This window comes from Paenibacillus sp., assembly GCF_048976745.1.
Taxonomy (GTDB): Bacteria; Bacillota; Bacilli; order Paenibacillales; family Paenibacillaceae; genus Paenibacillus.
Genome location: NZ_JBHGUU010000009.1, coordinates 43942 through 69259, shown reverse-complemented (window position 1 = coordinate 69259; position 25318 = coordinate 43942). Strand labels below are relative to the sequence as shown.

Genomic DNA, 25318 nt, shown 5'->3' with positions numbered 1-25318 from the left:
AACGCTTACTATTGTGAATTAAATCACAATAGATAATGTACATCCGTATTACCCTTATTACAGATGCAAATGACCTTGCAACCAGGGTCTATAAGGGGGCTACACCATGAAAAAACAGACACTGATCCGGGATGATCAGGAATCTTTCTTTTACAATCTGCGCTTTATGCTTATCGTCTGTGTCCTTGCTGGTAATGCACTGGAACCACTCATCACACGCTTTGCAGGAGCAGAAGCTCTGTTCCTGTGGATATATACGTTTCACATGCCACTCTTTGTATGGGTCACCGGGTATTTTGCGACACACTCACTCCAGGGTGCACCTGGGCGAAACGTCCTGAAGCAGATTGCTCTACAATATGTACTGTTCCAATCCTTGTACGCATTAATGGACTTTACCGTGTTCCACACGCCCCATATGCGGCTATCCTTCTTTGCACCTTACTTGCTGTTATGGTTTCTCGCGAGTCATTTCTGTTGGCGACTGTTGCTTCGCCTTACGATTTCATGGAAACCGATATATCGGCTGATTGGATCGATTGCGCTCGGTGTAATCGCCGGGTATTTGCCCATCGACGGGTTCTGGCTCAGCTTCAGTCGTACATTTGTGTTCTTGCCGTTCTTTGTTATCGGTTATGACTATGGAGCATCCATTCGCTCTCGTTTATTATCCGGTTGGGGGCGAAGAACCGCAGCCATCCTCTCCGCTGCACTGTTGGTATGGATCGCGTATGGCGGTTTGAATATTTCATCGGGATGGTTACTTGGCAGCATGACATACGCCGAACTGGGCCACCACGAATGGTATGCCGGCATCTTCCGACTTGGCGTCTACTTGCTGGAAATCGCATCGGCAGCACTGTTCTTGGCTTGGGTACCTTCCCTGACTTCCAGACTGACGGACCTTGGACGGCGCACACTCTATGTATTCCTGCTGCATGGATTTCTCGTTCGTCTCGCGATCTGGTCTGGAATCTACAGTTATATGGGAAGCTCGGCGTATATTCCAGTCATACTTGTCATCGCCGTACTCTTTGCAGTCACACTGGCTCTGCCGGCTGTACGTCACACGTTCAAACCCTTAATTGAACCGGATATATCCCGCTTTTCTTTCAATCGGCATGAGGTGTTCAAACGATCGGCCTAACGCTCTGACGGATCTCTTCACTATCGATTCCATCCTGGTGTATTGTTTCAGGCTGGAAATGATGTGGTAAATTAGGGATACGCGCTACAAAAAACAACTTATTGTTGTAAGGAGTGATTTGTAATGGCACGTCAACCGACGTCAGAACGCAAGATGAGCCGTGAGGAAGCCGGTAGATTAGGCGGTAAAGCCACTTCCAAGAACCATGATCGAAGTTTCTACCAGATGATTGGAAAAAAAGGTGGCGAAGCGACTTCAGATGCCCATGATACTGACTTTTACAAGCAGATTGGTCGCAAGGGCGGCGAAGCAACCTCCGAAACCCATAATAAGGAATTCTATCGTGAGATTGGACGCAAAGGCGGAAGCAACTGATGAATTCCGCTCGCCAGATCGAAACATGATCATAGTTTTCCCGCAAATCAAGAAGTCTAATTCCATGAAAATGGTTTGAGGCTTCTTTCTATTGATTGTAGAAATATGACGACGGTTGTGATAGACTCAATAGAAAAACCGGGTGTTCACGGGTTTAAAGCAGCAAAGAATTTTCACAAACTACGGGGAGCTCGACACCGGCAAGCCCGATCTTTTTTAGAGTACGGATGAAATTAAACGACAGATGCACTGCCATTTACTTTTCCATTCATGTTGCTCAATATTATATATTTGGGGGGAAACACACCATGTCAGCCAAGAAGATGCGTTCCGATATGATCAAAAAAGGTTTTGACCGTGCACCGCACCGGAGTTTGCTTCGCGCAGCGGGCGTTAAAGAAGAGGATTTCGGCAAGCCATTTATTGCCGTATGTAACTCTTACATCGATATCGTGCCCGGCCACGTTCACCTGCAGGAATTCGGTAAAATTGTAAAGGATGCTATTCGTGAAGCCGGTGGCGTTCCATTCGAATTCAACACCATCGGTGTAGATGACGGAATTGCTATGGGACACATTGGTATGCGTTACTCGCTTCCAAGCCGTGACATTATTGCGGATTCCGTAGAAACCGTTGTATCTGCTCACTGGTTCGACGGCATGGTATGTATCCCGAACTGCGATAAAATTACACCCGGCATGATGATGGGTGCACTCCGTTGTAATATCCCTACCGTGTTTGTCAGCGGTGGACCGATGAAAGCGGGTCGTGACAGCAATGGTAAGGCTCTGTCCTTGACCTCTGTATTTGAAGGCGTAGGCGCTTATCAAGCAGGTAAAATCGATGACAAGAGTTTGCTGGAGCTTGAACAGTTCGGTTGTCCAACGTGTGGATCATGCTCCGGTATGTTCACAGCGAACTCCATGAACTGTCTGGCTGAAGCGATGGGACTGGCTATGCCAGGTAACGGTACTATCCTGGCTGTTGCTCCTGAGCGTCGTGAGTTTGTTAAACAATCTGCTAAACAACTGATGGAACTTATTAAAATGGATCTGAAACCACGTGATATCGTTACTGTAGAAGCGATTGATAACGCGTTTGCACTGGATATGGCGATGGGCGGCTCTACAAATACAGTACTGCATACGCTGGCACTGGCTCATGAAGCTGGCATTGAGTATCCAATCGAACGTATCAATGAAGTAGCTAACCGTGTTCCGCATCTGGCTAAACTTGCACCTGCTTCCGATCTTCACATCGAAGACGTACACAATGCAGGCGGCGTAAGTGCAGTGCTGAACGAATTGCTCAAGAAACCAGGCGCGATTCATGGTGACTGCATTACGGTTACGGGTAAAACGATCCGTGAGAACGTTGAAGGAAAAGAAATTCAGGATACAAATGTTATTCACCATCTGGATAACCCGCATTCCGAAAAAGGCGGCCTGGCTGTATTGTTTGGTAACCTTGCACCACAAGGCGCTATCATAAAAGTTGGTGCAGTTGATGCTTCGGTTGGTGGATACCACAAAGGTCCTGCCATCTGCTTTGACTCCCAAGAGCAAGCACTCGAAGGCATTGCTAACGGCAAAGTAAAAGAAGGACATGTTGTTGTTATCCGTTATGAAGGACCAAAAGGCGGACCAGGTATGCCTGAGATGTTAGCTCCTACTTCCCAGATCGTAGGTATGGGGCTCGGTGCCAAAGTTGGTCTGATCACCGATGGACGCTTCTCTGGCGCATCCCGCGGAATCAGTATCGGACACATCTCTCCGGAAGCAGCTGAAGGTGGTCCAATCGCCTTTGTTGAAGAAGGAGACATCATCGAGCTGGATCTGAACAACCGTATCATTGAATTGCACATCAGTGACGAAGAGTTCGAACGTCGTCGCGCAGGTTGGAAAGGTTTTGAACCGAAAGTAAAAACCGGTTACCTGGCTCGTTATTCCAAACTGGTTACCAATGCAAGCAACGGTGGCGTACTGAGTATTTAATTTACGCTTTCCTTTACTTGACCTATTGGAAACAATCTAATAAATAAAGGGTTGCTCTTCTGCCAAATCTGGCGAAGGGCAACCCTTTTCTATTGTTGGTTGGTGTGATCAGTCTGTTTAGTTCCGCTCTGGTATTATCTCTTGTTCAACTAACAACGTTTCATCTCTGGATTCTTCTATCGTTGCTGCCGCCTGCGTCGTATATTGACCGTAACGTTCCAACAGTACATCCAGCGGCATGGCCATCATCTTGGGTACCAATTGTTCTGTACGCTGTTTCAGACGTTTGGTTCCCGCTGGATGGATCACACTTAAGAGCAGTTTCAGGTATACTTTGGATGCAGCACTGAACGGTCCGGGGGGCAATTCTTGTATGGTGAATCCGAATCTTTCCGGACCTCTGTTAATCATACTCACACCGTATATGGCTTTGGCAGAGCGTAACTCAGGTTCAAGTGCCACCATGCGTGCCAAATCCGGTAATTGTTGTTCCATCGTCCGAATCATGCGAATAGCCAAATGCATACTGGAACGCGAAGTCACCCCCAGTTCGAACAACTTCTGATTGTCAAAATGTAGTTCAATGACCGGATCTCCGTTTTGAATGACATGGCCATCACTCATCTCCATTCGTGCTCCGTGATATACACGGGATCGAAAATGTAACATGGGATCTTCTGGCGAAGCCGTCCGTAGATGATATACCCAGTGGAACAGCTTCTCCCAGCCCAGCCATAAGGCAACAACGAGTCGCTTCCAGAACTTCAACGTAGTCTGTGGTTGATTTTTGTTCTGAGATTCATTCACGGTAACCCCCCCCATCAACGTATCAACACGTACGCTTTGCAGACCTAACCGTTCAGCTTCCTGTAATACGACTTCCAGCGCCTGAAGCATCTGCTCCGGCGCGTGTGCATCAGCACCAAGGGTCGTTCCTCGATCATGCAGGAGCATAACCTCTCCGCCTCTCAGCTCCTTCAGCATCCGTTCGGTCAATCGCTGGGCCCCTACCCGGCTTCTCCAGTCTTCAAACATGGAAGACCACAGTACAATCTTTCGTTCTTTCTTGCTGAAAAAATCAAACAGATTCATAATCCCCCACGGTGGGCGATAATAACAAGTCTTCACACCGGTTACTTCATGAATAATCTGACCTGTTCGCTGAATCTGATCTCGAACGGTACGTGGCCGCATGAGCCAGTTCGTCTTGTGAATATAATTATGAATGCCGATAAGATGACCTTCGTCATGTATCCGCCGAATGAGTTCAGGATGACTCGCAGCATGTTCCCCAACGACGAAAAAAGTGGCTTTTGCTTGATGCTGACGAAGCAGATCGAGCAATCTCGGCGTATAGTGTGGATCTGGCCCGTCGTCAAACGTTAAGGCAAACTGTGTATCACTTCTTCCCCTTCTGAATACACGAAACCCGAAAAATCTGCTGATCAAACTTGGAATAAAGGCGTAAAAAGATGAAAGATACAATAACCACAGTAGAATACTCTGAAGTACCGTTGTCATGTTGCAAACTCCCCACTTCTCCTGCTGAATTACGGTGCGCTATCGCACTATCTAAAATAAACCGCCTTTAATTTTATCATAGTTCAGACTTTTCTTGAATCCTGTTTCCCCAAAAAGATACCTATCGTGTACAATAAATACAATCTAATTATTACCATCAAAGGAGTCATGTCCATGCTACCGCTTTACAAAAAATACGGGCGCACCGTCTTTGACATCGCGTTGCTTGTATTAACCGTGTATGTGATCATGTACGGTTTCAGTCAATTATATCATGTGGCTGCACCCGTTTTTCTCTCATTCATCGTGTATTGGATGATTGAACCGCTGGCCAAATTTTTACATCGCAAAGGATTGCCCAAGACGCTTGGAGCAGCCATCTCCGTCTTGTTGTTTCTTGCATTGATTGTCGCTGCCTTTTTTGGTGTAGGTTTAATTATCATTTCACAAATTTCCAATCTTCAAGATAATTTCCCTGGTTACATTGAAATGATACAGCGTGAATTCACCAATCTGGTGTTATTCATTCAAGACAAGTCCGACGCTCTCCCTGATGGGGTTATGGAAAAAGTGAATGATTACTTTGCAACACTGACCGGGTTCCTATCCAAATGGGTAACGAGCGGAGCGCAATTTGTTGTAGGCTTCCTGAGCTCATTCTCTTCGTTTATTACGAACTTCGGAATTGCGATAATTCTGGCCTTCTTTCTCAGTATCGAGATTGAATCCTGGCGCAAGTTTGCCCGTGCGAAAACGCCCAAAACATTGAAGTTAGCTATTGAATTCATGCGTAATCACGTGTTCAAGACGATCCGTTCGTATCTGAAGGCACAGATGATCATGATGCTCATTACGTTTGTATTGATTTATGCAGGTTTGTTGATTTTGGGAACCTCTAACGCCTTTACCATTGCAGCGGTCTGTGCGGTTTTTGATCTGGTACCATTGCTTGGCGTCCCTGTTGTATTCATTCCGTGGATCGTCTACTTGTTCATTATAGGCAATAGTAGCTTGGCCATCGGCCTGATTGTGATTCTGGCAGTGACAATGCTGACACGACAATTGCTGGAACCCAAAATATCGGGTAACTCGATTGGTGTATCTTCGGCGTACTTGATGCTTTCATTTATGCTGATCTCCCTTTCGATCTTCGGCTTAGCTGGTGTAGTGTTATCTCCAGTGCTTCTGATCCTTCTGAAAGAATTATTACAACAAGGGTACCTGCAAAAGTGGATTCACCTGCCCAAAGATGAATTTGAATCCTCTCCATTGGTCATGGACTCCCCCGTTAACACGGCCTCAGCAAATTCTGCCGAGTCTACAATCCATACATCTGTTTCTGCAAAGGATCACGAGGACCCAGCCAAATAGTCCATGACCTTCCTGAAGAGAGCTGTCGCCTGATGCTGGCTGTCTGGAGAGACATTCTGGACAAGAACAGCTACGGCGTACTTGGGTTGTTCTATCGGTCCATACCCAATGAACCATTGATGATTAAGCTTCTCCCCGTGTTTCTGTACCTGAGCTGTACCTGATTTCCCTGCAACATGCCACTGCGCATGCTGCAGGGATTTTCCTGTTCCCTCACGAACTACCTTATTCATCCAGGATAAGAGTTTATGTGCAGTTGCGGGAGCAATCTGTCCTGCTGCTGAAGGCGAATCATGCAAGGGCATCTCCAGCATGGTGCCACCATCCGCATATCGGATTCGTTCAACGAGACGTGGAGCGCTGACCTTTCCATCATGCAAAAGTGTCACGATCAGATTGGCGGCTTGCAGAGGTGTGACCAAGACATCTCGCTGACCGATTGCTGTCTGTATTTTCGCACCTTCATCACCAGCAGAAACAGTCTCTGTTCTCACACGCCCGTGATCTTCATGATCAAAGTGTCGTAAGACGGGCATCCCAGCCAAATGTTTCCCCTCCCAACCAACGGGACGCGCCAGTCCCAGACGATCTGCCGTATTCTCCAGTTGCTCCATACTAAGCCTGCGTGCCGTTTCCGCAAATACGATGTTGCAGGACTCGGCGAAACCTTGCTCCAGATTCAGGTTTCCATGCCCATGCTCCTTCCAGCAGGACAGCCCGTATCTTCCGTACTCACCACCACAATAGAATTCTTCTCCCTGAGAAACCGCGTGATACTCCAAAGCGGCAGCGGCAGTGACAATTTTGAAAATGGAACCCGGTACGGCTCCCTGTACTGCACGATTCCCCCAGAATGACTCTTTAGGGTCCACATGTTGTGGCTGATAGAAAGGGCGGGAGATCATGGCGCGAACATCTGCGTTAGCGACATCTAACACAACCACGGCGCCTTCTTGTAATCCAGCTTCTTCTGTCAACTGCTCCAACCCACGCTGCAATCGGGCATCCACAGTTGTTTCTACACGTAAAGGATAATGGCTATTGGCCGGTGCAATGACGTGCGGCTGAATATCCGAGATAATCTCACCACCACCCGAGACCATACGAGATACAAGCGTAGGACCTATTCCCCTTAACAAGGGTTCAAGTGTCCTCTCCAGTCCAGCTGCCCCTGATCTCATGGCAAATGGCTGTTTTACTTCATCCTGGTGCCCAGTTAGAACTTTGGAGGACTCAGGCTGTTCAGCCAGATAACCCATCCACTGCATTCCCGTATGATCCTGAAGATATCTTGTCATCATCGGATAGATGCCAGCTCCTTGCAGGTGCAAACGACGTAGGCGCTCCACCTGAGCAGCGGTCAAATGAACAGGCTGATGTGCACCCGCTGTCCAGAAATGAGGTACACTTTCCTGATTCCATTCCTTCCTCAATTGATCCAGATCGGTATGTAATATCGCTGCCAACTGTGTCATCTCTGAGCCTTCTAATGCCTCTTGCTTGCGCAATTTCTCTAATGATCCTGCTTGTGGAAAAAGAAGCAATCCCCATTGCAGCTTACCAGTCAACGCTTCACCCTTGTAATCCGTAAATTGTCCCCGCCCTGGGTCAAGCATCACCCCGCGTTCACGCTGCAATACAGACATTTCACGTACCGTTCGGTGAAATCCAGGCATGGTCTGATTCACCTGAATGATCTGGACCCATCCCAATCGCAATATAAGTAATCCAAAGACAAGAGTTAGAAGAATACAAGCTATATAGATTCGCCGTTTCGCAAGGAGATGCATCCCAATCTCACCTTTTGTCGTTTTGACATATTATTGCTGATAAAGCTTGGAATTATCCGGTAACAAAAAGAAAACCTGTCCCATGTGCGGGACAGGCTCCTCAGCAATATGAATCCGCAATTTCACGGACATGCTTTTATTTTTTTGTATTACACCGTAAAGCGTGACAACGTGTCTTTCAGTTCAGTGGACACATTCTCCAGCTTGCCAGACAGATTGACCAGCTGGTTACTGATATTTTGCTGTTCACTGCTCAAGGAAGCTACTTCTTGGGACGTTGCAGAAGATTCTTCAGCTACAGCGCTGACATTGCTCATGGCTTCAGACAACGTACCTTGAGATTTGTTCAAATCTCCAATAGAACCTGTCACCATGCCCAGACGTTCCACAAATGCACCCATCTGTTCCTGTACGGAAGCAAAGATGACGTTGGTGTCTTTAACCGCATCCATCTGCTCCTTGAATAACGGATAAGCTGCAGACAAAGCATCCACGGTCTCATTCATTTCAGTCATAATTTTATCAGTGATCTCTCCAACCATCTCAATGGATTGTCTGGATTGAGCCGCAAGCTGACGGACCTCATCAGCCACCACCATGAATCCGCGTCCCGCTGCACCGGCACGTGCTGCTTCAATCGTCGCATTCAGGGAAAGGATATTTGTCTGTTTCGTTATGTTTTGCAGTACTTCAAGCACTTTCAGAACAGAGGACGTACTCTCTTTCAGCGAATCAACCTTATTCACCAGTGCACCGATCATTTCTTCTGTCTTCTGGGTTTTGGTCATCAACTGATTCAGATGTTGTGTTCCTGTCTGACTGGACTTCTCTACATGACGAGCAGAATCACCCATCTGTTCATTCGCAGCGATTACACTCTGCATCTGACGAGAGATATTGTCCGTTAATTCATTGCCACGTTCCGCTTCGGTTGCCAAACTGCCCGCACCGCCTGCGATCTCTTCTGTAGCTACGGCAATCTCCGAAGCAGATACAGCTGTTTTCTTGGATGCACTGCTCAGCTCGGAGGCCGTATCCAGTACTTCCTGCGCAGAACGATTGGTTTGTTCAACCAGCTTCGTGATCTGCTCCATCATCAGATTGAAGGCGGTAGAGAGCTGACCAATTTCATCTTGGGAGCTGTACGGTGTACGAACTTTAAGATTACCTTTTGCACCTTCCTGCATCAGATCTTTCAATTTGCCGAGTGGACGGGCGATCATACGCACCATCCAGACCCCGATCAATACTGCAATGCCCGCATCAATCAGCGCCATCCACAGGGTCAGGGTCAGAATGCCTTTTGCATCCTGAACCAAAACAGAGGTAGGTATCATACCAACCAGTTTCCAGTTGGATGTATCCATCGTACTGTATACAGCCAGCATTTCCGTAGATTTGCCATCTACCACATACTCCGTATTTGTGCTGCCTGCTGGTTCGGTCAACTCTTTGACAAATGTAAGCTCTGTATCTTGTCCCGTACGATCCGAGATGGAGGAGGCAACCACTTTATTATCCGGAGCAATCAGTTGAAGAACAGCTCCTGGCCCCAGATCAAGTGACTTCAATTGTTCCTCCAAAACTTCAAGTTTCAGTTCAATAACCAGAACATACGACTGAGTAGTCCCCTGCAAGTTTTTCATGGAACGTGCAATTTTGAACGTTGGCGTTGAGCCATCTTCTTTGACCTCTGTTGGAAGCCAGCGATAACCGCCCGCCTCAATCAACTCACTGTACCATGCTTCCTGGCGAATGCTGCCCATGGATGAACTGTTGTTGCCCGTACCCATAATGGATTTTGTATCGTCCGTAGGCACCAAATAAATCGCTTCCATAGATTTATTTGTAAATGCAACATTGGACAGTTGCTTGTTGATTGAACTTGAATTTACGAAAGTATCATACGCAGTCAAATTCTTATCTGACATTTTTTGTAGCAAGGACTGCATTTCTGGATCAAAGAAAATCTGTGTGGACGTATCCACAAATCTCTCCAAAATGATGTCCATTTTTTGTTTGGTCTGATCAATGGTCTCCTGATTGGCACGTGAGGCATTTTTCTCTATCGTATCCTTGGCTTTCGAATAGGATAATAGACCTAAACTCACTACAAAAATCATAATCCCCGCAAAAAAGATCAAGAACAGTTTAACCCCTACGGATTTAACCGGATTAGCCTTCTTAATCTGTTGGAAAGAAGACCCTCCAAGGTTTTTCCAATCCCGGTTTTTCAATTGTTTCTTCACCCAATCAGTCTTGAGCCAGCCTAACTTGAGCTTGCTACGATCCATCTTAAACATTCTTTTGCCACTACCTGTCGTTTTGCTTTTGACTACTTTTTCTTTCTTCACTTTCTGAACCTTCTCAGGGTTAACCTGTTCGACTTTTGTCACTTGCTCCCCACTGTCTTTCTGCTTCTTTTGAACCAATCCCATTCACCTGCCAGTTATTTACTTGTTGGATTTTTCTTTCTCTCCCCTATAAATATGTAGTATTCGACAGCTTTCTTCGTTCCCCTTTCATTTCCCAGAAATATTTTACAACTTTATTCCTATTTTTCTATAAAAAAAAGACCCCCATATGCCGATAAACGGAGGTCCTACACGTTGATTTCATAACACTATTTTGTTAAATCATAATACAATATTGGCACAATATAGGTATTTGAGCCTACTTCTTTTTTCTCATCATATCGAAATAGGAAACCGGTTGATCCACCTTCATTTTAACCAGTTGCAAAGGGTGACGAGCAGCATCTAGAACATTGCCTTCTTCATCCTGTATTTCACCGACCACCTGTTTGAAAAAGTGACCTCCCGGACCGAAAAATTCGATTTCCTGTCCTGGTTTGAAGTGATTGCGCTGTTGAATGGTTGCCATTCCTGTTTCGGCATCATACCCCATGACCAATCCAGCGAAGTCAAAAGGCACGGCCTTTTCTTCCGGTTCATAGATATGATCTTCATGGTCTGGAGTGTCATAGAAAAATCCGGTATTCAGCGGACGATTCGCCGCTTTGTTCATTTCTTCAACCCATTCAGGTTTCAGAACATAATTCTCCGGATCTGCCATATAAGCGTCGATGGCTTGACGGTATACGTTAACCACAGTTGCCACGTAGTGAATCGATTTCATGCGTCCTTCGATCTTGAAACTGTCCACACCCACATCAATCAACTCGGGAATATGGCCAATCATGCATAGATCCTTTGATCCCATGGAGAATGCATTATCCTGTTCCTGGAACAGGGGAAGCTGGTTCTCACCCAGTTTGAATGGCGCAGGTGCCTTCATCTGCATGTCCTCTTCGCTAACCCACACGGTATCTTCTCTCGCATCTTCAAACAAATCATACTTCCAGCGGCAAGACTGGCAACAGCCACCCCGGTTGGAGTCCCGATCCGTAAAATGGTTGGAGAGCACACAACGTCCAGAATACGAAGAACACATCGCTCCGTGAATAAAGGCTTCAATTTCAATATCCACATTTGCCTTGATCTCTTCAATCTCTTCAAAGCTGGTCTCACGTCCGAGAACAACGCGTGGAAGTCCTTCATCTTTCCAGAACTTCACGGCTTGCCAGTTGAGTGTGGATTGTTGGGTACTCAGATGTACCTCTAGACCTGGCACAGCACGAAGGGCAACTTCAATAATAGCCGGATCAGCTACGATAATTGCAGAGATTCCCGCATTATAGAGGTTTTGCAGGTATGTCTCGATACCCTCAACATCCTCATTATGTGCATAGATGTTCGTCGCTACGAACACTTTGGCTCCATACTTTTTGGCAAACTCCACACCTTCACGCATCTCTTCAAAGCTGAAGTTATCCGCATTGGAGCGAAGTCCATAGGCCTGTCCGCCGATATATACGGCATCTGCACCGTAATGGATCGCAAATTTCAGTTTTTCCAGATTTCCCGCCGGTGCTAGCAGCTCCGGTTTGTCCAGACGGTTACGTTTCCCCGAGAACTTCCGCTGTACCGCCACTGTTTCCATTCTGTTCACCTCGTCTATTAATACACTTGTTCTTTATAGAAAAATCCAAACGACAACTCACGTTCAGGGTCCTGTAACTCACGCACCTCAGTGAGCCACTCTTCAGAGAACGCATATGCATCCGCATCGGCAACATAACTGTCAATCGCTGTCCGATATGCACGTACAACCGCTTCATTGTAGGTAAGTGATTTTAAGATACCTTCAATTTTGAAACTGTGCACACCCGCCTCCATCAACAGATGAAGATCTTCGAGGATACATATATCCTCAGAACTCATAATGTGCGTGCCATTCATGTCCTCATAGATCGGGAACTTCTCATCCCGGCGTTCAGCCTCGATCAGAAACAATCCACGTTCTTTACCCAGGTGTCCCTCAACCGGTCGTCCTTGATGAGCCATATAACTTTGCACCAGGCTGCGCTTGGAATGATAAATATTGGTCATGCCATGAACCTGAACCTGAGCCTCCACCTTCAGAAAAGGAACCATTTCCGTCAACTCGTCCATATTTAATTCACGGGCAAGCACAACGCGACTTGCTCCCTTGGTTCCCCAATAGTTGGCCGTCGCATAATTCGTTGAAGTCATCTCCGCATTCCAGTGCAGCTTCACATGTGGAGCGTACGCCCTAATCGCAGCCAGTACGGATGGATCATTAAATTCCACACCATCAATACCCATTCTGCCAAGTGCTTGAACATATTCAGGCAATTCTTTCAACAGCTCGTTGGACATCAGATTAGTCATGGACACATACACACGCGCCTGATGTTCGGCTGCAATGGCAACTACCTCTGCTGTCTCTTCCACGCTAAAGCTGCCTGGAAGACGCATGCCGAATCGATCATCTCCAATGACCAGAGCATCTGCTCCAGCCTGAAGCAACACTTCTGCCTCTTTCACATTCGCTGCTGTAACGAGCAGTTCATGTTTCTTACTCATATAATCCCCTCCGCTTATTGCGCAGCCTTACTTTTGGCTATATTTTGCTGGTGTTCCTTATACGTTTTGGCAAACAAATGTCCGGACGAACCATCCTTTTTTGTCACATAGAACAGATACTCCGAAGCTTCCGGATTTAGCGCTGCTTCAATGGACGGAAGACTTGGACTGGCAATTGGACCTGGTGGCAAACCTTTATTCAGATACGTATTATACGGACTTTTCACCTTTAGATCTTTGTAAAACAATCTTTCCTTTGGCCTATCGAGCAGATATTGCACCGTAGCATCAATCTCCAGCTTCATATCCTGATTGATCCGATTATAGATTACACCTGCAACCAGAGCACGTTCCTCATCTACCACAACTTCTTTCTCCACGAGTGACGCAATCGTCAGCAGTTCATGCAGGGAAAGGTTCTTTTCCTTCAATTTGGCTTCCAAATCAGGAATGGAATTGATCTTGGTCTGGAATTCTTCCAGCATCCGCTGCATCACATCATGCGTGGAACTTCCCTTTTTAAGTTCGTACGTCTCCGGGAACAGATACCCTTCCAATACGTAGCGAAGTTCTTCATCCACTGGAATATCTTTGATGATATCTACATCGAAGGCCGAAGGATCATTGGCCAGCTTGATGAATTCATCCCGATCTAAAACATGCTCATAAGAAAGCTTACCCGCCATTTGCAGAACAGTATAACCCTCCGGAATCGTAAATTTCACCATTTCCTCCGGTACAACTTCACCACTACTCAGCTTGCTTACAATCTCATCATACGTCACGCCAGGATTCATAGAATATGTACCCGCCATGAAATTGGAACCTAATTTCTTCCACTTTAAATACCCTTTAAAAGTTAACCCGCTTCGAATAAGGCCTTCTTCCTGAAGCTGATCCGCGATTTTTGATGTTCCCGATCCACTCTTAATCTCAAATACGACCGGTTCTGCAGAAGCTTCCATGGGACGCATCATACTCCATATGTAAGTGCCTGCGCCTCCGGCAAGAACTACAATGATAAGCAGTATGACTACGATTGCTTTCCCTTTCAAAAAGAAACAACTCCTTTTCACAACCAAAAAGAGCGGACTTCTCCGCCCTCCCGGTTTCTTCAATTTGAAGCTGATTTAATCTTCATCAATGGGGAGTGTACATTCATCATACAATTCCGAGATGTTCTCCCACTCATCATCATCGTCGATCGTAACTAACTCTGGCATGATCTGGTCTTCACTTCCAGGTGATACCCGCAGAAGTTCAACCTCGTCATAAGGTCGCAACGAACTGCGGAGCACCGCGTACTGCTGACCGTTCACTTCGAACTCAGCCAACAAGTCATACGGTTGTGATTTACCGTTCTCTTCCTCGAGCTCAACATGAGCACCGAATGCCAGACGCAGTGAATCTGTCCATTTCAGGTCTTTGCGGCTATATTCCGTCATTTAGTTCGCTTCCTCTTCATCTTCAGCAAGAAATGTATTAAACGTCTCCTCGACGATATCCCACTCAGCATCATCTTGGATAACGAAAAGTTTGATATCGTCGCCCTCTTCTTCATAACGGAATGCATATACATCCGTTTCGCCATCTTCAGGTTCAACCGGAGCAACCATCATGTACTTGGCCTCCGAACCATCTACTTCAAACTTCATGATGACTTCGAATTCCTCTTCATTACCCTCGTCATCCGCAATGTAAATAATTTCCGCTTCTTCTTCCATACCCAGTTGATCTTCAGCCATTGTTGATCCCCCTCACCTTTTACTATTGGCATCCAAATAATTTTGCAAAATCAAGCTTGCGGCCATTTTGTCCACAACCTGCTTGCGTTTTTTCCGACTGACATCCGCTTCGATCAGCGTACGTTCTGCTGCCATGGTTGTCAGCCGTTCATCCCAAAGGTGAACAGGTAAATTCAGTTCATCCCGCAGACGTTCGGCAAAAGCAATGCATATCTCACCGCGCGGTCCTACGGTGCCGTTCATGTTTTTGGGAAGTCCGACTACGATCTCACTAATCTCATGCTCACGCACAAGTTCGGCAATCCGAGCGAACTCGCCTTCATCACGGCGGCGTTCAAGTACTTCCAATCCCTGGGCAGTCCAACCGAAGGCGTCACTCGCGGCAACTCCGATTCTTCGGTCCCCATAGTCCAAACCTAATATTTTCATCCATGCTCTCCCATCCTGGGGCCTGCTCAGGTCGATTCAATATCGCCTTCTCAAGCTTCAGGCTGTCTTCTGTCGGTTCATTTCCCGCTGCCTGCATGGCTGCAACACAGCGGAAGCGGCGTTCATTACCGGTGATTGGCCAGATAGGAACGTACAAGCTCTTCAATCAGCTCATCGCGCTCCTTTTTACGGACCAGACTACGTGCGTTGTTGTGACGAGGAATGTATGCCGGGTCTCCGGAAATCAGATACCCAACAATCTGGTTGATTGGATTATACTCCTTATCGACCAATGCATCATATACCGTGAGAAGAATCTCTTTGGATGATGCTTCCTGTTCGTCACCTTTCACATTAAATTTAACCGTCTTATCCATGGAGTCCATTGATGACACCTCGCTCCTGCATGAACATGGGGACCATGTCCTGCCGAATTGATTTCTGTTTATATAATAACATATTCTGACTGCCACAAGTAAACAAAGGATAAGGCAATTGTGTTTTTTGCTTGTCCTTTACTGGCTTCAGCATACTGCATCATTGGATTCCAGTCGCTCTCGGGTACAAAATACAAACGAACAGAACCATTTCCGTTTATATTTTGACGATTAAAAACTGCTCAATAGATTTATGCAGTATGCCCGCTAACCAGTGAAACCGCCAGTTTCAGCGCTTCATCCAGCTTGGTAGCATCCTTGCCTCCGGCTTGCGCCATATCTGGGCGTCCACCGCCACCGCCGCCACATACTGCTGCGACTTCTTTGACGATTTTACCAGCGTGCAGTCCTTGTTTTACTTGTTCAGCAGGCACAGCTACAACAAAATTCACTTTGCCGTCCGCTGGAGCACCCAATACGAGTACCGCGTTAGGCAATTTTACTTTCAACTCATCTGCCACTGTACGCAACGCATCCATGTTCGGAGCATCTACGCGTGCTGCCAGCAATTGTGTATTTCCTGCTTGTACCACTTGATCGGTCAATTGACCAGCTTCCATGGCACTCAGCTTGCTTTGCAGGGATTCAGTCTCTCTGGCTGCTTCTTTCAGTTGCAGGTTCAGACCTTCAATCCGTTTAGGTACATCAGCCACATTTGCTTTGAGCAGCGCTGCTGATTGCTTGAGCAGTTCCAACTGGCTTTCCACATACAGATATGCGCCGCGGCCAGTTACAGCTTCGATCCGACGAACGCCGGAGCCGATTCCGCTCTCGCTCACCAGTTTGAAGATTCCAATCTCTGAAGTATTATTTACGTGACAGCCGCCACAAAGTTCCAAACTGTAGTCTCCGATTTGAACAACACGTACAATATCTCCGTATTTTTCGCCAAACAGGGCCATTGCACCCATTTCTTTGGCTTCATCAATAGCTTTCAGCTCGATGTTTACGTTCAGACGATTCCAGATCTGCTCATTCACCTGACGTTCAATCTCTGTCAACTCTTCCGGTGTGATACTACCGAAGTGAGAGAAGTCAAACCGCAGACGCTGTGGATCTACGAGCGATCCTGCCTGGTTTACGTGTGTGCCGAGCACATCTTTGAGTGCCTTGTGCAGCAAGTGAGTTGCTGTATGGTTTTTGATAATGTCGCCACGTTTCGCTGAATCCACTTCGGCGTTAATCACATCACCTACACGCAGTTCACCAGACTCCACAGTCACCAGATGTACATGTTGTCCAAGTGGAGCTTTGAACAAACCTTGTACTTTCGCTGTTACACCAGCACCTCGCAGCAAGCCCTGATCACTCACTTGACCGCCACTTTCCGCGTAGAACGGGGTCTTGTCCAGAACAACCTGACACGTCTGTCCTTCGCCTACAGATTCAACAAGGGCGTCACCAGCTACGATGGCTACCACTTTTGCTTCCGTCAACAGGTCAGTATAACCAACAAACTCGCTTTTAACCTCAAGGTCAGCAAGTGGTCCACCTTGGACTTTCATGCTTTCATTCTCTTGACGCCCAGCACGTCCAAGTTCACGTTGTTTCTGCATGGAAGCATCAAAACCTTCACGGTCCACAGTCAGACCATGCTCTGCGGCATAATCTTCTGTCAGGTCAAACGGGAAACCATACGTATCATACAGCTTGAAAGCTTCAGGTCCGCTAATAACCGTGCGTCCTTCGGATTTGGCATTGCCGCTGATATCAGCCAGAATAGCCAGACCATCTGTGAGTGTTTCGTGGAAACGCTCTTCCTCGGTTTTGATTACTTTAGCGATGAACTCCTGTTTGTCTACCACCTCAGGGTAGTACATACCCATCACTTCACCAACGGTTGTCGTTAGTTCATACAGGAATGGACGGTCAAGTCCAAGCACTTTTCCATAACGAACTGCACGACGAAGCAAGCGACGGATAACATATCCACGTCCTTCATTACTTGGCAGAACGCCATCACCTACTGCAAAGGCAACCGTACGAATATGATCGGCAATAACTTTCAGTGCAACATCGATCTCTACGCTGTCGTTATATTTCACACCCGCAAGAGCGGCTGTTCTTTGAATCATCGGTTGGAACAAGTCTGTGTCGAAGTTGGAATCCACATTTTGAAGAATCGAAGCAAAACGCTCCAAACCTGCACCTGTATCAATGTTTTTGTTAGGAAGCGGTGTATAGCTGCCGTCCTTGTTATGGTTGAACTGGGAGAATACCAGGTTCCATACTTCCAGATAACGTTCGTTTTCCCCACCTGGATACATTTCAGGATCACTCATGTCGTTTCCGTAAGATTCGCCGCGGTCATAGAAGATCTCGGTACAAGGTCCACACGGGCCTTCGCCGATATCCCAGAAGTTTTCATCCAATTTAATGATACGCTCAGCAGGCAGTCCCACTTTTTCGTTCCACAGTTTGAATGCTTCCTCATCTTCCGGATATACCGTTACGGACAGGCGCTCCGGATCAAAACCGATCCACTCTTTGCTGGTCAGGAACTCCCATGCCCATGTTACAGTCTCTTCCTTGAAATAATCTCCAATAGAGAAGTTGCCGAGCATTTCGAAGAACGTATGGTGACGACGTGTTTTGCCAACATTCTCGATATCATTGGTACGGATACACTTTTGGGAGTTCGCAAGACGCGGGTTCTCCGGCTTCTCACGTCCGTCAAAATAAGGTTTGAGTGGTGCCATACCCGCATTGATCCACAGAAGGGAAGGATCGTTGTGAGGCACAAGCGATGCGCTCGGCTCGATTTTGTGACCTTTACTTGCAAAAAATTCTATCCATTTGGACCGGATTTCACTGGCTTTCATACTGGATGCCCCCATTAAATTATAATAGTCCGTTGCGTATTCGCTCCGGTTGGTCAACATTGTTTTTTGTAAAAAGAAACACAAAAAACGCCCCTGAATAATCAGGGACGATGTTATCGCGGTACCACCCTGGTTATTGCTGTTCATCCCTTGCTGCCCGGACAAACAAACAATCTCCTCGTTCATGCGAAATAACGGTCGCTCCCGGCAGGGTTGTCCTGCACTCCGAAATTAGCTTTCCGCCGCTTCACTTTCAAGACTATTCCAGCCATCAGTTCAGGCTCACCCTGATCCGAAGAAGTCTATTCTCTGAGGAAAGGAACCCTCGGCGTACTTTATTTCATCATCGATTTCATGTTCTAAACATACACACTCATTATATCGGTAGCACAAGCGGGTGTCAACGCGGGACAGTTGATGTTTTAACCCTGCTATTTAGTCGGTCCTTCGTTTAATGTAATAGGCGAAAAAGTGTTGCACAATCACCTTCAGTACGGCAAAAACGGGTACTGCCAGAATTAAACCTACAATGCCTGCCAGTTCGCCTCCGACGAGCAATGCAAATATAATTGAAAGTGGGTGCAGATGCAACGTACGTCCCACCACCTGAGGAGAAATAACGTTGCTCTCCAGCACCTGGCACAGTGTGTTCACAATAACAACCAGCAGCACCATTTTAAACGATACAGTTGATGCCATGACCACAGCAGGAGCAGCCCCAAGGAACGGCCCCAAGTAGGGCACAATGTTAAACACAGCTACAATGCTTGCAAGCAGCAGTGCATACGGCATATCAATGACGATATAACCAATATAGGCAAAGATGCCTACAATGACACAGACAATAAACTGGCCACGAATGTAGTTCCCCAGCGCGGTATCAATCTCTTTCATCACCGAGACAATCGCTTTACGACGTGAACGCGGAAGATACGCCACAATGGTGCGCTCAAATACCTCAAAGTCTTTTAACATGTAAAAGATCAAAAATGGCACGATAAACACATTAAATAACACATTAATGGTCGCCCCGATATTGTCCATTAGCACGGTAATTCCCTGGGTTAGTCGATCCTCCATCTGAAAGAACCAACTGTTCATGCCTGTTCGCACACTTGGCGGCATTAATTTGTGATCCATATTGTTCATCAGGCTCTGGGCACGCATGGATAGCTCCGGCATATGTTCGTTGAGTTCCTCCAGCTGTTCAATCAATACCGGAATCACATTCATCAGAATGACACCTATACAGGTCAGGAAAAAGGCATATATGAGTAGTACCGCAATCGTGCGCGGCACCTTGCGTCCTCCCAGCATGCTGACAATCGGATTAAGTACATAGGATATGATAAGGGCTACGATAAAGGGTGCCAGCACTGTTTTCAGGAAAGCATATATAAGAAGCAGTAAAGGCCGTAGCAGCCAGATAAAATATAGAATAATCAATCCGAGCAGCAGCCAGATTGCGTAACGGAACAGCTTGTTTTTGGTTAATTGCTCCACTTGCATCTCTCCTTTTGGACTGGCTCTGAGAGTCAGTATATGTAGGAAAGGTAATATTTATTAACACAGCGCAGAAGTGGAAGGAGCAATCATAACATTTTTTCTTAAACCAAAAAACGCCTCCTTCATCAGAGAAGGAAGCGAATTTTGCAGTACAGGGTAGCATATAATCAACCATGTCCTACCCGAACCATTATGTAACCGCATCTATATACATCTGCCAACATATAACGACAGCATTCTATGACATGCACTGTCATGAAACCGCATATAGAGGAAGTTATCCTGCTTATTAAGAAGAAGCGTGAAGATGAGGGAAGTCTTGTGGCAGCTCGTCCCCGAAAAACAGATCATCCAGGGAACTCAGCGTACCATCTTCTTCCACCTGATATACAGACATTTTCTCACCGTTCACCGTTAATTCGATAAAGCATCCCCAACAATAAAACTGGTGGGAACCAATTTTCCCAATATCTTTGGAACTACAGTTTGGACATTTCATAATTCATTCACCTATCCATTAACAGAATGAATGGCATTTTCCAAGCGCTGTTCACTCAGCGACGGCACCATAATGGCACTTTCCCCGATAGACATATCGCTTGTACATGGCAGCCATTTGCGGCCCTCGATCAGATCGGACACAAAACCGTCCGTAATTTCAATCCCTATTATTGTATTTCCCAACTCTTGGTCAAAATAAACATCGGAGACACGCCCAAGCAGCAAACCTTCTTCGGTGAGCACGGACATCTCCTTCAATTTAGAACGACCGAGGAGGTACGTGTATTTTATGTCGTCGGCTCCCGTCTTGCGGACAGCCTGTTGATTACGGATCATGACGGCATCTTCGCCGTAGGCAACAATATCTTGCCACTGCACGATTTTGACATGATTGGTAAACAGACCTTTGTTCTCAAGCTCAATGCCTTCGATCTCCCAATCATCATTCACAATGAAATCCTGGATTTTACCGACCTGCTTCCCGTCCTCAACATCAAAAACGGCAAGTCCGATCATTTCCTGAAGCTTCATCGCTGGGTCCCCCTCATCTTCTTATCATTAAATAGCCGCGGCGCTATTGCTAGGTATGCCCAAAGTTGATGAGTGGCAATCAGACGCCGATCATCAAAACCGCTTCTATCCAACCGATGAAATGGAACTTCTTCCCTCCTTCTGTTCCATGTGTAAAGTTCCCCTTAGGGTCTATTACGCAGTCGTCCAAGAATGGTTCCAATTTTTTCGGCGGTTATCATGATTTCTTCCGTAGTATTACCCAATCCCCAGCTAAATCGAATCGCAGAGTGTAAAAATGTTTCAGGCAGTTTCATCGCTTTCAGCACATGAGAGACTTCAAGTGAACCTGAAGTGCAGGCCGAACCGCTTGCAACAGCAATCCCTTCCATATCCAGATTCATTAACATCGTCTCTGTGGACACTTCCGGAAAGCTGATATTCAGGATATTTGGAAGCGTATGCTCCGGGTGTCCATTCACATGAAAGTGCTCCGTCCCCACATGAATTTCAAGCTGTTCTAACAAAATTTTGCGCAATTCCAAATCATGCTGACGATGCGCATCCGTTTGTGCTGATGCAATCTTGAGAGCCTCTGCAAATCCGGTAATACCTGCGATATTTTCCGTACCAGCGCGCCGCTGACGCTCTTGCAATCCACCGTGAGCTCTTGCTTCCAGCACAATTCCCCGCCGTACATAGAGTGCACCCACGCCCTGGGGTCCGTTGATTTTATGCGCAGAGAAGCTGATCAGGTCCACTGGCAGTTCCTTACAGGAAATATTCTGGCTGCCCAGAGCCTGAACCGCATCGGTATGGAACAGAATATTATGCTGACGTGCAATCTCACCAACCTCGCGTATCGGCTGAATGGTACCCACTTCATTGTTGGCATACATTATGGTAATCAACACCGTATCCGGCCGAATGGCCTCTTGCAACTCATCCAGATTTATTCGTCCATGACGATCAACAGATAGATAGGTTACTTCATAACCTTGACGCTCCAACTCCTGACACGTATGCAAAACAGCATGGTGCTCAATTGCCGTCGTAATGACGTGTTTCCCTTTATCTTGCCTTGCTGAGACTGCTCCGAAAATGGCCAGATTGTCGCTCTCCGTCCCACCTCCGGTAAATACCAATTCGTCCGGGAAACAGCCCAAAGACGCCGCAATGACATCCCTTGCTCCGCTGACAGTCCGTTTGGCTTCACGCCCAAAGGCATGGATACTTGATGCATTGCCAAATTGTCCTGTCATGACGTTCATCATCGCTTCTGCGACTTGTGGATGCATAGGTGTCGATGCGGCGTGATCCAAATAAATTCGTTTCATTTATCTTCACCCCGTTATATGTTAGGTTATCTTATAGTTAAGCACGGATAAAGCCCCCAAATGGGGGCTCAAGTATGTTACCATGTCATGCTCATCGCAGTCATTGTTATATATAGAACATGTAGCTGTCTTTTTTCTCTTGATCCTGAAATGTAATCAGGTCTTTCAGTGTTGTGGAATCCAACACTTCCGCAATGCCGTCACGGATACGCAACCATAGATCACGCTTCGCCGGATCATCTTCCTCTGTGAAGTCTACTGGAGAGATTGGCCCTTCCAGTACACGGATGACATCGCCTGCAGTTACGGTTGCAGGATCACCCGCAAGGATATAACCGCCGTAAGCACCTCTAATGCTCTTCACCAGTCCTGCATTACGCAGTGGAGCAATCAGTTGCTCCAGGTAATGCTCGGAGAGCTGGTTACGCTCGGCAATGCTTTTAAGTGATGTAGGGCCTTCGCCTGTTCTGGCAGCAAGCTCCATCATGATTGTGAGGCCGTAACGGCCTTTTGTCGATATTTTCAAAGGAGTCACCTCTTTCAATTTTCAGTAACGATTGGAAACTTTATATTTTATCCTGTAGTCCATGACCGCCTGTTTCACGATCTGTCCACAGCAAAGATTCATAGAACTAATGTATAATCTTCTAATTCTCCGTATTCCGATCATAACCCTCAGCTAATGTTAACATATCTGCATGCGTTATGGAAAAGAAAGATTGACGATATTCCAAAATGTGCGTCTGTGGTGGACACTATCCAAAATTGGCCGGGTGTATCGTATCTTGAGTCCGGTTATGCTAGAATAAGAAACGAAACACATTTATATATAGAAATGGTGATAACGATGTCCAAAACAATTGAAAATACACGGGTCGTCGTTGGCATGTCCGGAGGTGTCGATTCTTCCGTTACCGCGTTGCTGCTGAAAGAGCAAGGTTACGATGTCATCGGCATTTTCATGAAAAACTGGGATGACACCGACGAGTTCGGCCACTGTACCGCTGAAGAAGATTCAGAGGATGTACGCCGCGTATGTGAACAGATCGGCATTCCTTACTACACTGTCAACTTCGAGAAAGAATATTTTGATAAAGTATTTACCTATTTTCTTGATGAATATAAGTCGGGTCGCACGCCAAATCCGGATGTCATGTGTAATCGTGAGATCAAATTTGGTGAATTCCTGAACAAAGCTCTGGATCTTGGCGCAGATTATGTAGCTACAGGACACTATGCTCGTCTGATTGAAGAAGATGGCACCTTCAAGCTGTTGCGTGGTGTGGACAACAACAAGGACCAGACGTATTTCCTTAACGCACTCAATCAGAACCAGTTGTCCAAAGCGATGTTCCCGATTGGTCATCTGCCTAAACCGGAAGTACGCAAAATCGCAGAAGCGGCTGGTTTGTATACGGCCAAGAAAAAAGACAGCACAGGTGTCTGCTTCATCGGTGAGCGTAACTTCAAAGAGTTCCTGAGTAACTATCTGCCTGCCAAAGGTGGAGACATGGTCGATATCGCGACCGGTGAAGTCAAAGGCCGCCATGACGGTCTGATGTACTACACACTTGGACAGCGCCAAGGTCTTGGCATTGGTGGTTCAGGCAATGGTGAACCCTGGTTCGTTGCAGACAAGAATCTGGAGAAAAATCAACTGCTTGTTGTTCAGGGTGATGCCCATGCAAGCCTGTACTCCACGGGTCTAACCGCAACGGGTGTGAACTGGATTGCTGGTGCAGAGCACATGCCTAATGTGCCATTCCGTTGTACGGCCAAATTCCGCTATCGTCAGCCGGATCAAGGTGTTACATTAACCTGGCAGGAAGATGGAAGTGTGGATGTACAATTTGATCAGCAGCAAAAAGCCATTACGCCAGGACAAGCCGTTGTTTTTTACGACGGAGAAGTCTGCCTGGGTGGGGGTACGATCGATCAGGTGCAAAAGGTACCTGTACCCGCCATGCAATAATAGAGCTTGTCCATTACAATGCGGATTATACACAATACCGTGTATCCCTATTAAAAAAGCCGTCTTTCATGTATACCATGAAGGATGGCTTTTTTCCTGCTTTTCTTTGCAAAAAAATTAAAAATAGTTCGTTATGCAGTCAACCAGACTCCTGCCAAGGAGGCCAACACGCCAATGACAACCGAACTGACGACGTAAAGCGCTGCGCTTGCATATCGTTGTCGACCGATAAGTCCTAACGTTTCATAACCAAAGGTGGAGAACGTGGTGTACGCACCACAGAATCCGGTTCCCCAAATCACCCAGATCCCATCTGAGATCATTGCAGATTGATGCCACCCGTATAACAGCCCAAGCAACAGTGAACCAGTGGTGTTAATGGTCCATGTCCCCCATGGAAAAGCCGTTCCCAGCAAGCCAGAGACCCATTTTCCCAGACTGTAACGCAGTACCGCACCCAGCACACCTGCTAAACCAATCCATAGGATCATGAGGCATCACCCTCTTGTCTTGGTGCTCCCAACATACGCTGTCCAAGGTTCATTCCCAGCGCACAAAACATTAATCCTGCCAACAGACTTACGATCATATAAATAGCGGCATTAATCCATTCGCCCCCTTCGGATAAACGAACCATATCCAGTGTAAACGTGGAGAATGTTGTAAATGCGCCAGTAAAACCTGTGCCAATTGCAAGGCGAAGTTGTGGTGTTATTTTGCCTGGCACAGCTATGGTGAAGAACCACCCTAAAAAAAGACTGCCCATCGCATTGATAATCAGCACTGCCCAAGGGAATCCCCCATGGACAGTTGGTATCGCTAACTGTATGGCATACCGGGTTAATGTACCGAGAAATCCACCCGCCCCTATATACAAAAGCTCTTTCATGTTGTGTGCATCTCCCGATTGAT

22 protein-coding genes and 1 pseudogene are annotated in these 25318 nt (G+C 46.6%); 5 read left to right on the top strand and 18 right to left on the bottom strand.

Going from position 1 to position 25318, the window contains the following annotated elements; translation table 11 throughout:
- The first annotated feature begins 106 nt into the window (after nucleotides 1-106).
- The 3 genes and pseudogenes from ACE3K2_RS15965 to ilvD all read left to right on the top strand — a co-directional run bounded on the left by ACE3K2_RS15965 (nucleotide 107) and on the right by ilvD (nucleotide 3516).
- Nucleotides 107-1147, top strand: coding sequence for an acyltransferase family protein (locus ACE3K2_RS15965; RefSeq protein ID WP_421892037.1), 1041 nt, complete (start codon nucleotides 107-109; stop codon nucleotides 1145-1147).
- Between the two features lie 123 nt (nucleotides 1148-1270).
- Nucleotides 1271-1513: pseudogene (locus tag ACE3K2_RS15960) on the top strand (KGG domain-containing protein); the annotation flags it as partial.
- A 317-nt stretch (nucleotides 1514-1830) separates the two neighbouring features.
- The gene (gene ilvD / locus ACE3K2_RS15955; protein WP_074096200.1) at nucleotides 1831-3516 is read left to right on the top strand and encodes a dihydroxy-acid dehydratase; all 1686 of its coding nucleotides are present in this window, start codon (nucleotides 1831-1833) and stop codon (nucleotides 3514-3516) included.
- Between the two features lie 117 nt (nucleotides 3517-3633).
- Here the strand turns inward: ilvD and ACE3K2_RS15950 are convergent, their stop codons facing one another.
- Complete coding sequence (locus ACE3K2_RS15950) at nucleotides 3634-5037, bottom strand: polysaccharide deacetylase family protein (protein WP_421892034.1); 1404 nt, start codon at nucleotides 5035-5037, stop codon at nucleotides 3634-3636.
- 174 nt (nucleotides 5038-5211) lie between these two features.
- On the opposite strand from ACE3K2_RS15950, the gene ACE3K2_RS15945 reads away from it, so the two are divergent.
- Nucleotides 5212-6408 carry an AI-2E family transporter gene (locus tag ACE3K2_RS15945; protein WP_421892031.1) on the top strand — a complete coding sequence of 399 codons (1197 nt, stop codon included), beginning with the start codon at nucleotides 5212-5214 and terminating at the stop codon, nucleotides 6406-6408.
- On the opposite strand, the gene ACE3K2_RS15940 is transcribed toward ACE3K2_RS15945, so the two are convergent.
- The 15 genes from ACE3K2_RS15940 to cymR all read right to left on the bottom strand — a co-directional run bounded on the left by ACE3K2_RS15940 (nucleotide 6387) and on the right by cymR (nucleotide 22960).
- A complete protein-coding gene (locus tag ACE3K2_RS15940) occupies nucleotides 6387-8126 on the bottom strand; it encodes a peptidoglycan D,D-transpeptidase FtsI family protein (protein ID WP_421892028.1) in 1740 nt (579 codons plus the stop codon). The two genes, ACE3K2_RS15945 and ACE3K2_RS15940, sit on opposite strands and share 22 nt — an antisense overlap.
- 221 nt (nucleotides 8127-8347) lie before the next feature.
- Complete coding sequence (locus ACE3K2_RS15935) at nucleotides 8348-10636, bottom strand: methyl-accepting chemotaxis protein (RefSeq protein WP_421892025.1); 2289 nt, start codon at nucleotides 10634-10636, stop codon at nucleotides 8348-8350.
- Between the two features lie 235 nt (nucleotides 10637-10871).
- Nucleotides 10872-12200 (bottom strand): peptidase U32 family protein, encoded by a 1329-nt coding sequence (locus ACE3K2_RS15930; protein WP_421892022.1) that lies wholly within the window; start codon nucleotides 12198-12200, stop codon nucleotides 10872-10874.
- Between the two features lie 17 nt (nucleotides 12201-12217).
- Entirely contained in the window at nucleotides 12218-13147 is a 930-nt protein-coding gene (locus ACE3K2_RS15925) for a peptidase U32 family protein (RefSeq protein ID WP_421892019.1), read from the bottom strand.
- A 14-nt stretch (nucleotides 13148-13161) separates the two neighbouring features.
- Nucleotides 13162-14202, bottom strand: a complete 1041-nt coding sequence (gene mltG / locus ACE3K2_RS15920; protein WP_421892016.1) for an endolytic transglycosylase MltG — start codon at nucleotides 14200-14202, stop codon at nucleotides 13162-13164.
- Between the two features lie 75 nt (nucleotides 14203-14277).
- On the bottom strand, nucleotides 14278-14592 hold the full coding sequence (locus ACE3K2_RS15915; protein WP_047844066.1) for a DUF1292 domain-containing protein: 315 nt from the start codon (nucleotides 14590-14592) through the stop codon (nucleotides 14278-14280).
- Nucleotides 14593-14892 (bottom strand): DUF1292 domain-containing protein, encoded by a 300-nt coding sequence (locus tag ACE3K2_RS15910; protein WP_017686820.1) that lies wholly within the window; start codon nucleotides 14890-14892, stop codon nucleotides 14593-14595.
- Between the two features lie 12 nt (nucleotides 14893-14904).
- Nucleotides 14905-15321 (bottom strand): Holliday junction resolvase RuvX, encoded by a 417-nt coding sequence (gene ruvX, locus ACE3K2_RS15905; RefSeq protein ID WP_421892013.1) that lies wholly within the window; start codon nucleotides 15319-15321, stop codon nucleotides 14905-14907.
- A 125-nt stretch (nucleotides 15322-15446) separates the two neighbouring features.
- Entirely contained in the window at nucleotides 15447-15707 is a 261-nt protein-coding gene (locus ACE3K2_RS15900; protein WP_036616950.1) for an IreB family regulatory phosphoprotein, read from the bottom strand.
- Nucleotides 15708-15949: 242 nt separating this feature from the next.
- Nucleotides 15950-18580: an alanine--tRNA ligase gene (alaS, locus tag ACE3K2_RS15895; protein ID WP_421892009.1), complete on the bottom strand. Its 2631-nt coding sequence runs from the start codon at nucleotides 18578-18580 to the stop codon at nucleotides 15950-15952.
- Between the two features lie 435 nt (nucleotides 18581-19015).
- The gene (locus ACE3K2_RS15890; protein WP_421892006.1) at nucleotides 19016-20083 is read right to left on the bottom strand and encodes an AI-2E family transporter; all 1068 of its coding nucleotides are present in this window, start codon (nucleotides 20081-20083) and stop codon (nucleotides 19016-19018) included.
- Between the two features lie 292 nt (nucleotides 20084-20375).
- Nucleotides 20376-20585 carry a hypothetical protein gene (locus tag ACE3K2_RS15885; protein WP_017686815.1) on the bottom strand — a complete coding sequence of 70 codons (210 nt, stop codon included), beginning with the start codon at nucleotides 20583-20585 and terminating at the stop codon, nucleotides 20376-20378.
- Nucleotides 20586-20596: 11 nt separating this feature from the next.
- A complete protein-coding gene (locus ACE3K2_RS15880) occupies nucleotides 20597-21118 on the bottom strand; it encodes a PRC-barrel domain-containing protein (RefSeq protein ID WP_017686814.1) in 522 nt (173 codons plus the stop codon).
- 164 nt (nucleotides 21119-21282) lie between these two features.
- Nucleotides 21283-22434: a cysteine desulfurase family protein gene (locus tag ACE3K2_RS15875; protein ID WP_421892002.1), complete on the bottom strand. Its 1152-nt coding sequence runs from the start codon at nucleotides 22432-22434 to the stop codon at nucleotides 21283-21285.
- A 106-nt stretch (nucleotides 22435-22540) separates the two neighbouring features.
- Entirely contained in the window at nucleotides 22541-22960 is a 420-nt protein-coding gene (gene cymR / locus ACE3K2_RS15870) for a cysteine metabolism transcriptional regulator CymR (protein WP_062835876.1), read from the bottom strand.
- Nucleotides 22961-23281: 321 nt separating this feature from the next.
- On the opposite strand from cymR, the gene mnmA reads away from it, so the two are divergent.
- Nucleotides 23282-24406: a tRNA 2-thiouridine(34) synthase MnmA gene (mnmA, locus tag ACE3K2_RS15865; protein WP_421891999.1), complete on the top strand. Its 1125-nt coding sequence runs from the start codon at nucleotides 23282-23284 to the stop codon at nucleotides 24404-24406.
- A gap of 131 nt (nucleotides 24407-24537) precedes the next feature.
- Here the strand turns inward: mnmA and crcB are convergent, their stop codons facing one another.
- Complete coding sequence (crcB, locus tag ACE3K2_RS15860) at nucleotides 24538-24897, bottom strand: fluoride efflux transporter CrcB (protein WP_421891996.1); 360 nt, start codon at nucleotides 24895-24897, stop codon at nucleotides 24538-24540.
- A complete protein-coding gene (locus ACE3K2_RS15855; protein ID WP_421891993.1) occupies nucleotides 24894-25295 on the bottom strand; it encodes a fluoride efflux transporter FluC in 402 nt (133 codons plus the stop codon). The genes crcB and ACE3K2_RS15855 overlap by 4 nt, the downstream gene beginning before the upstream one ends.
- Nucleotides 25296-25318 lie beyond the last annotated feature (23 nt).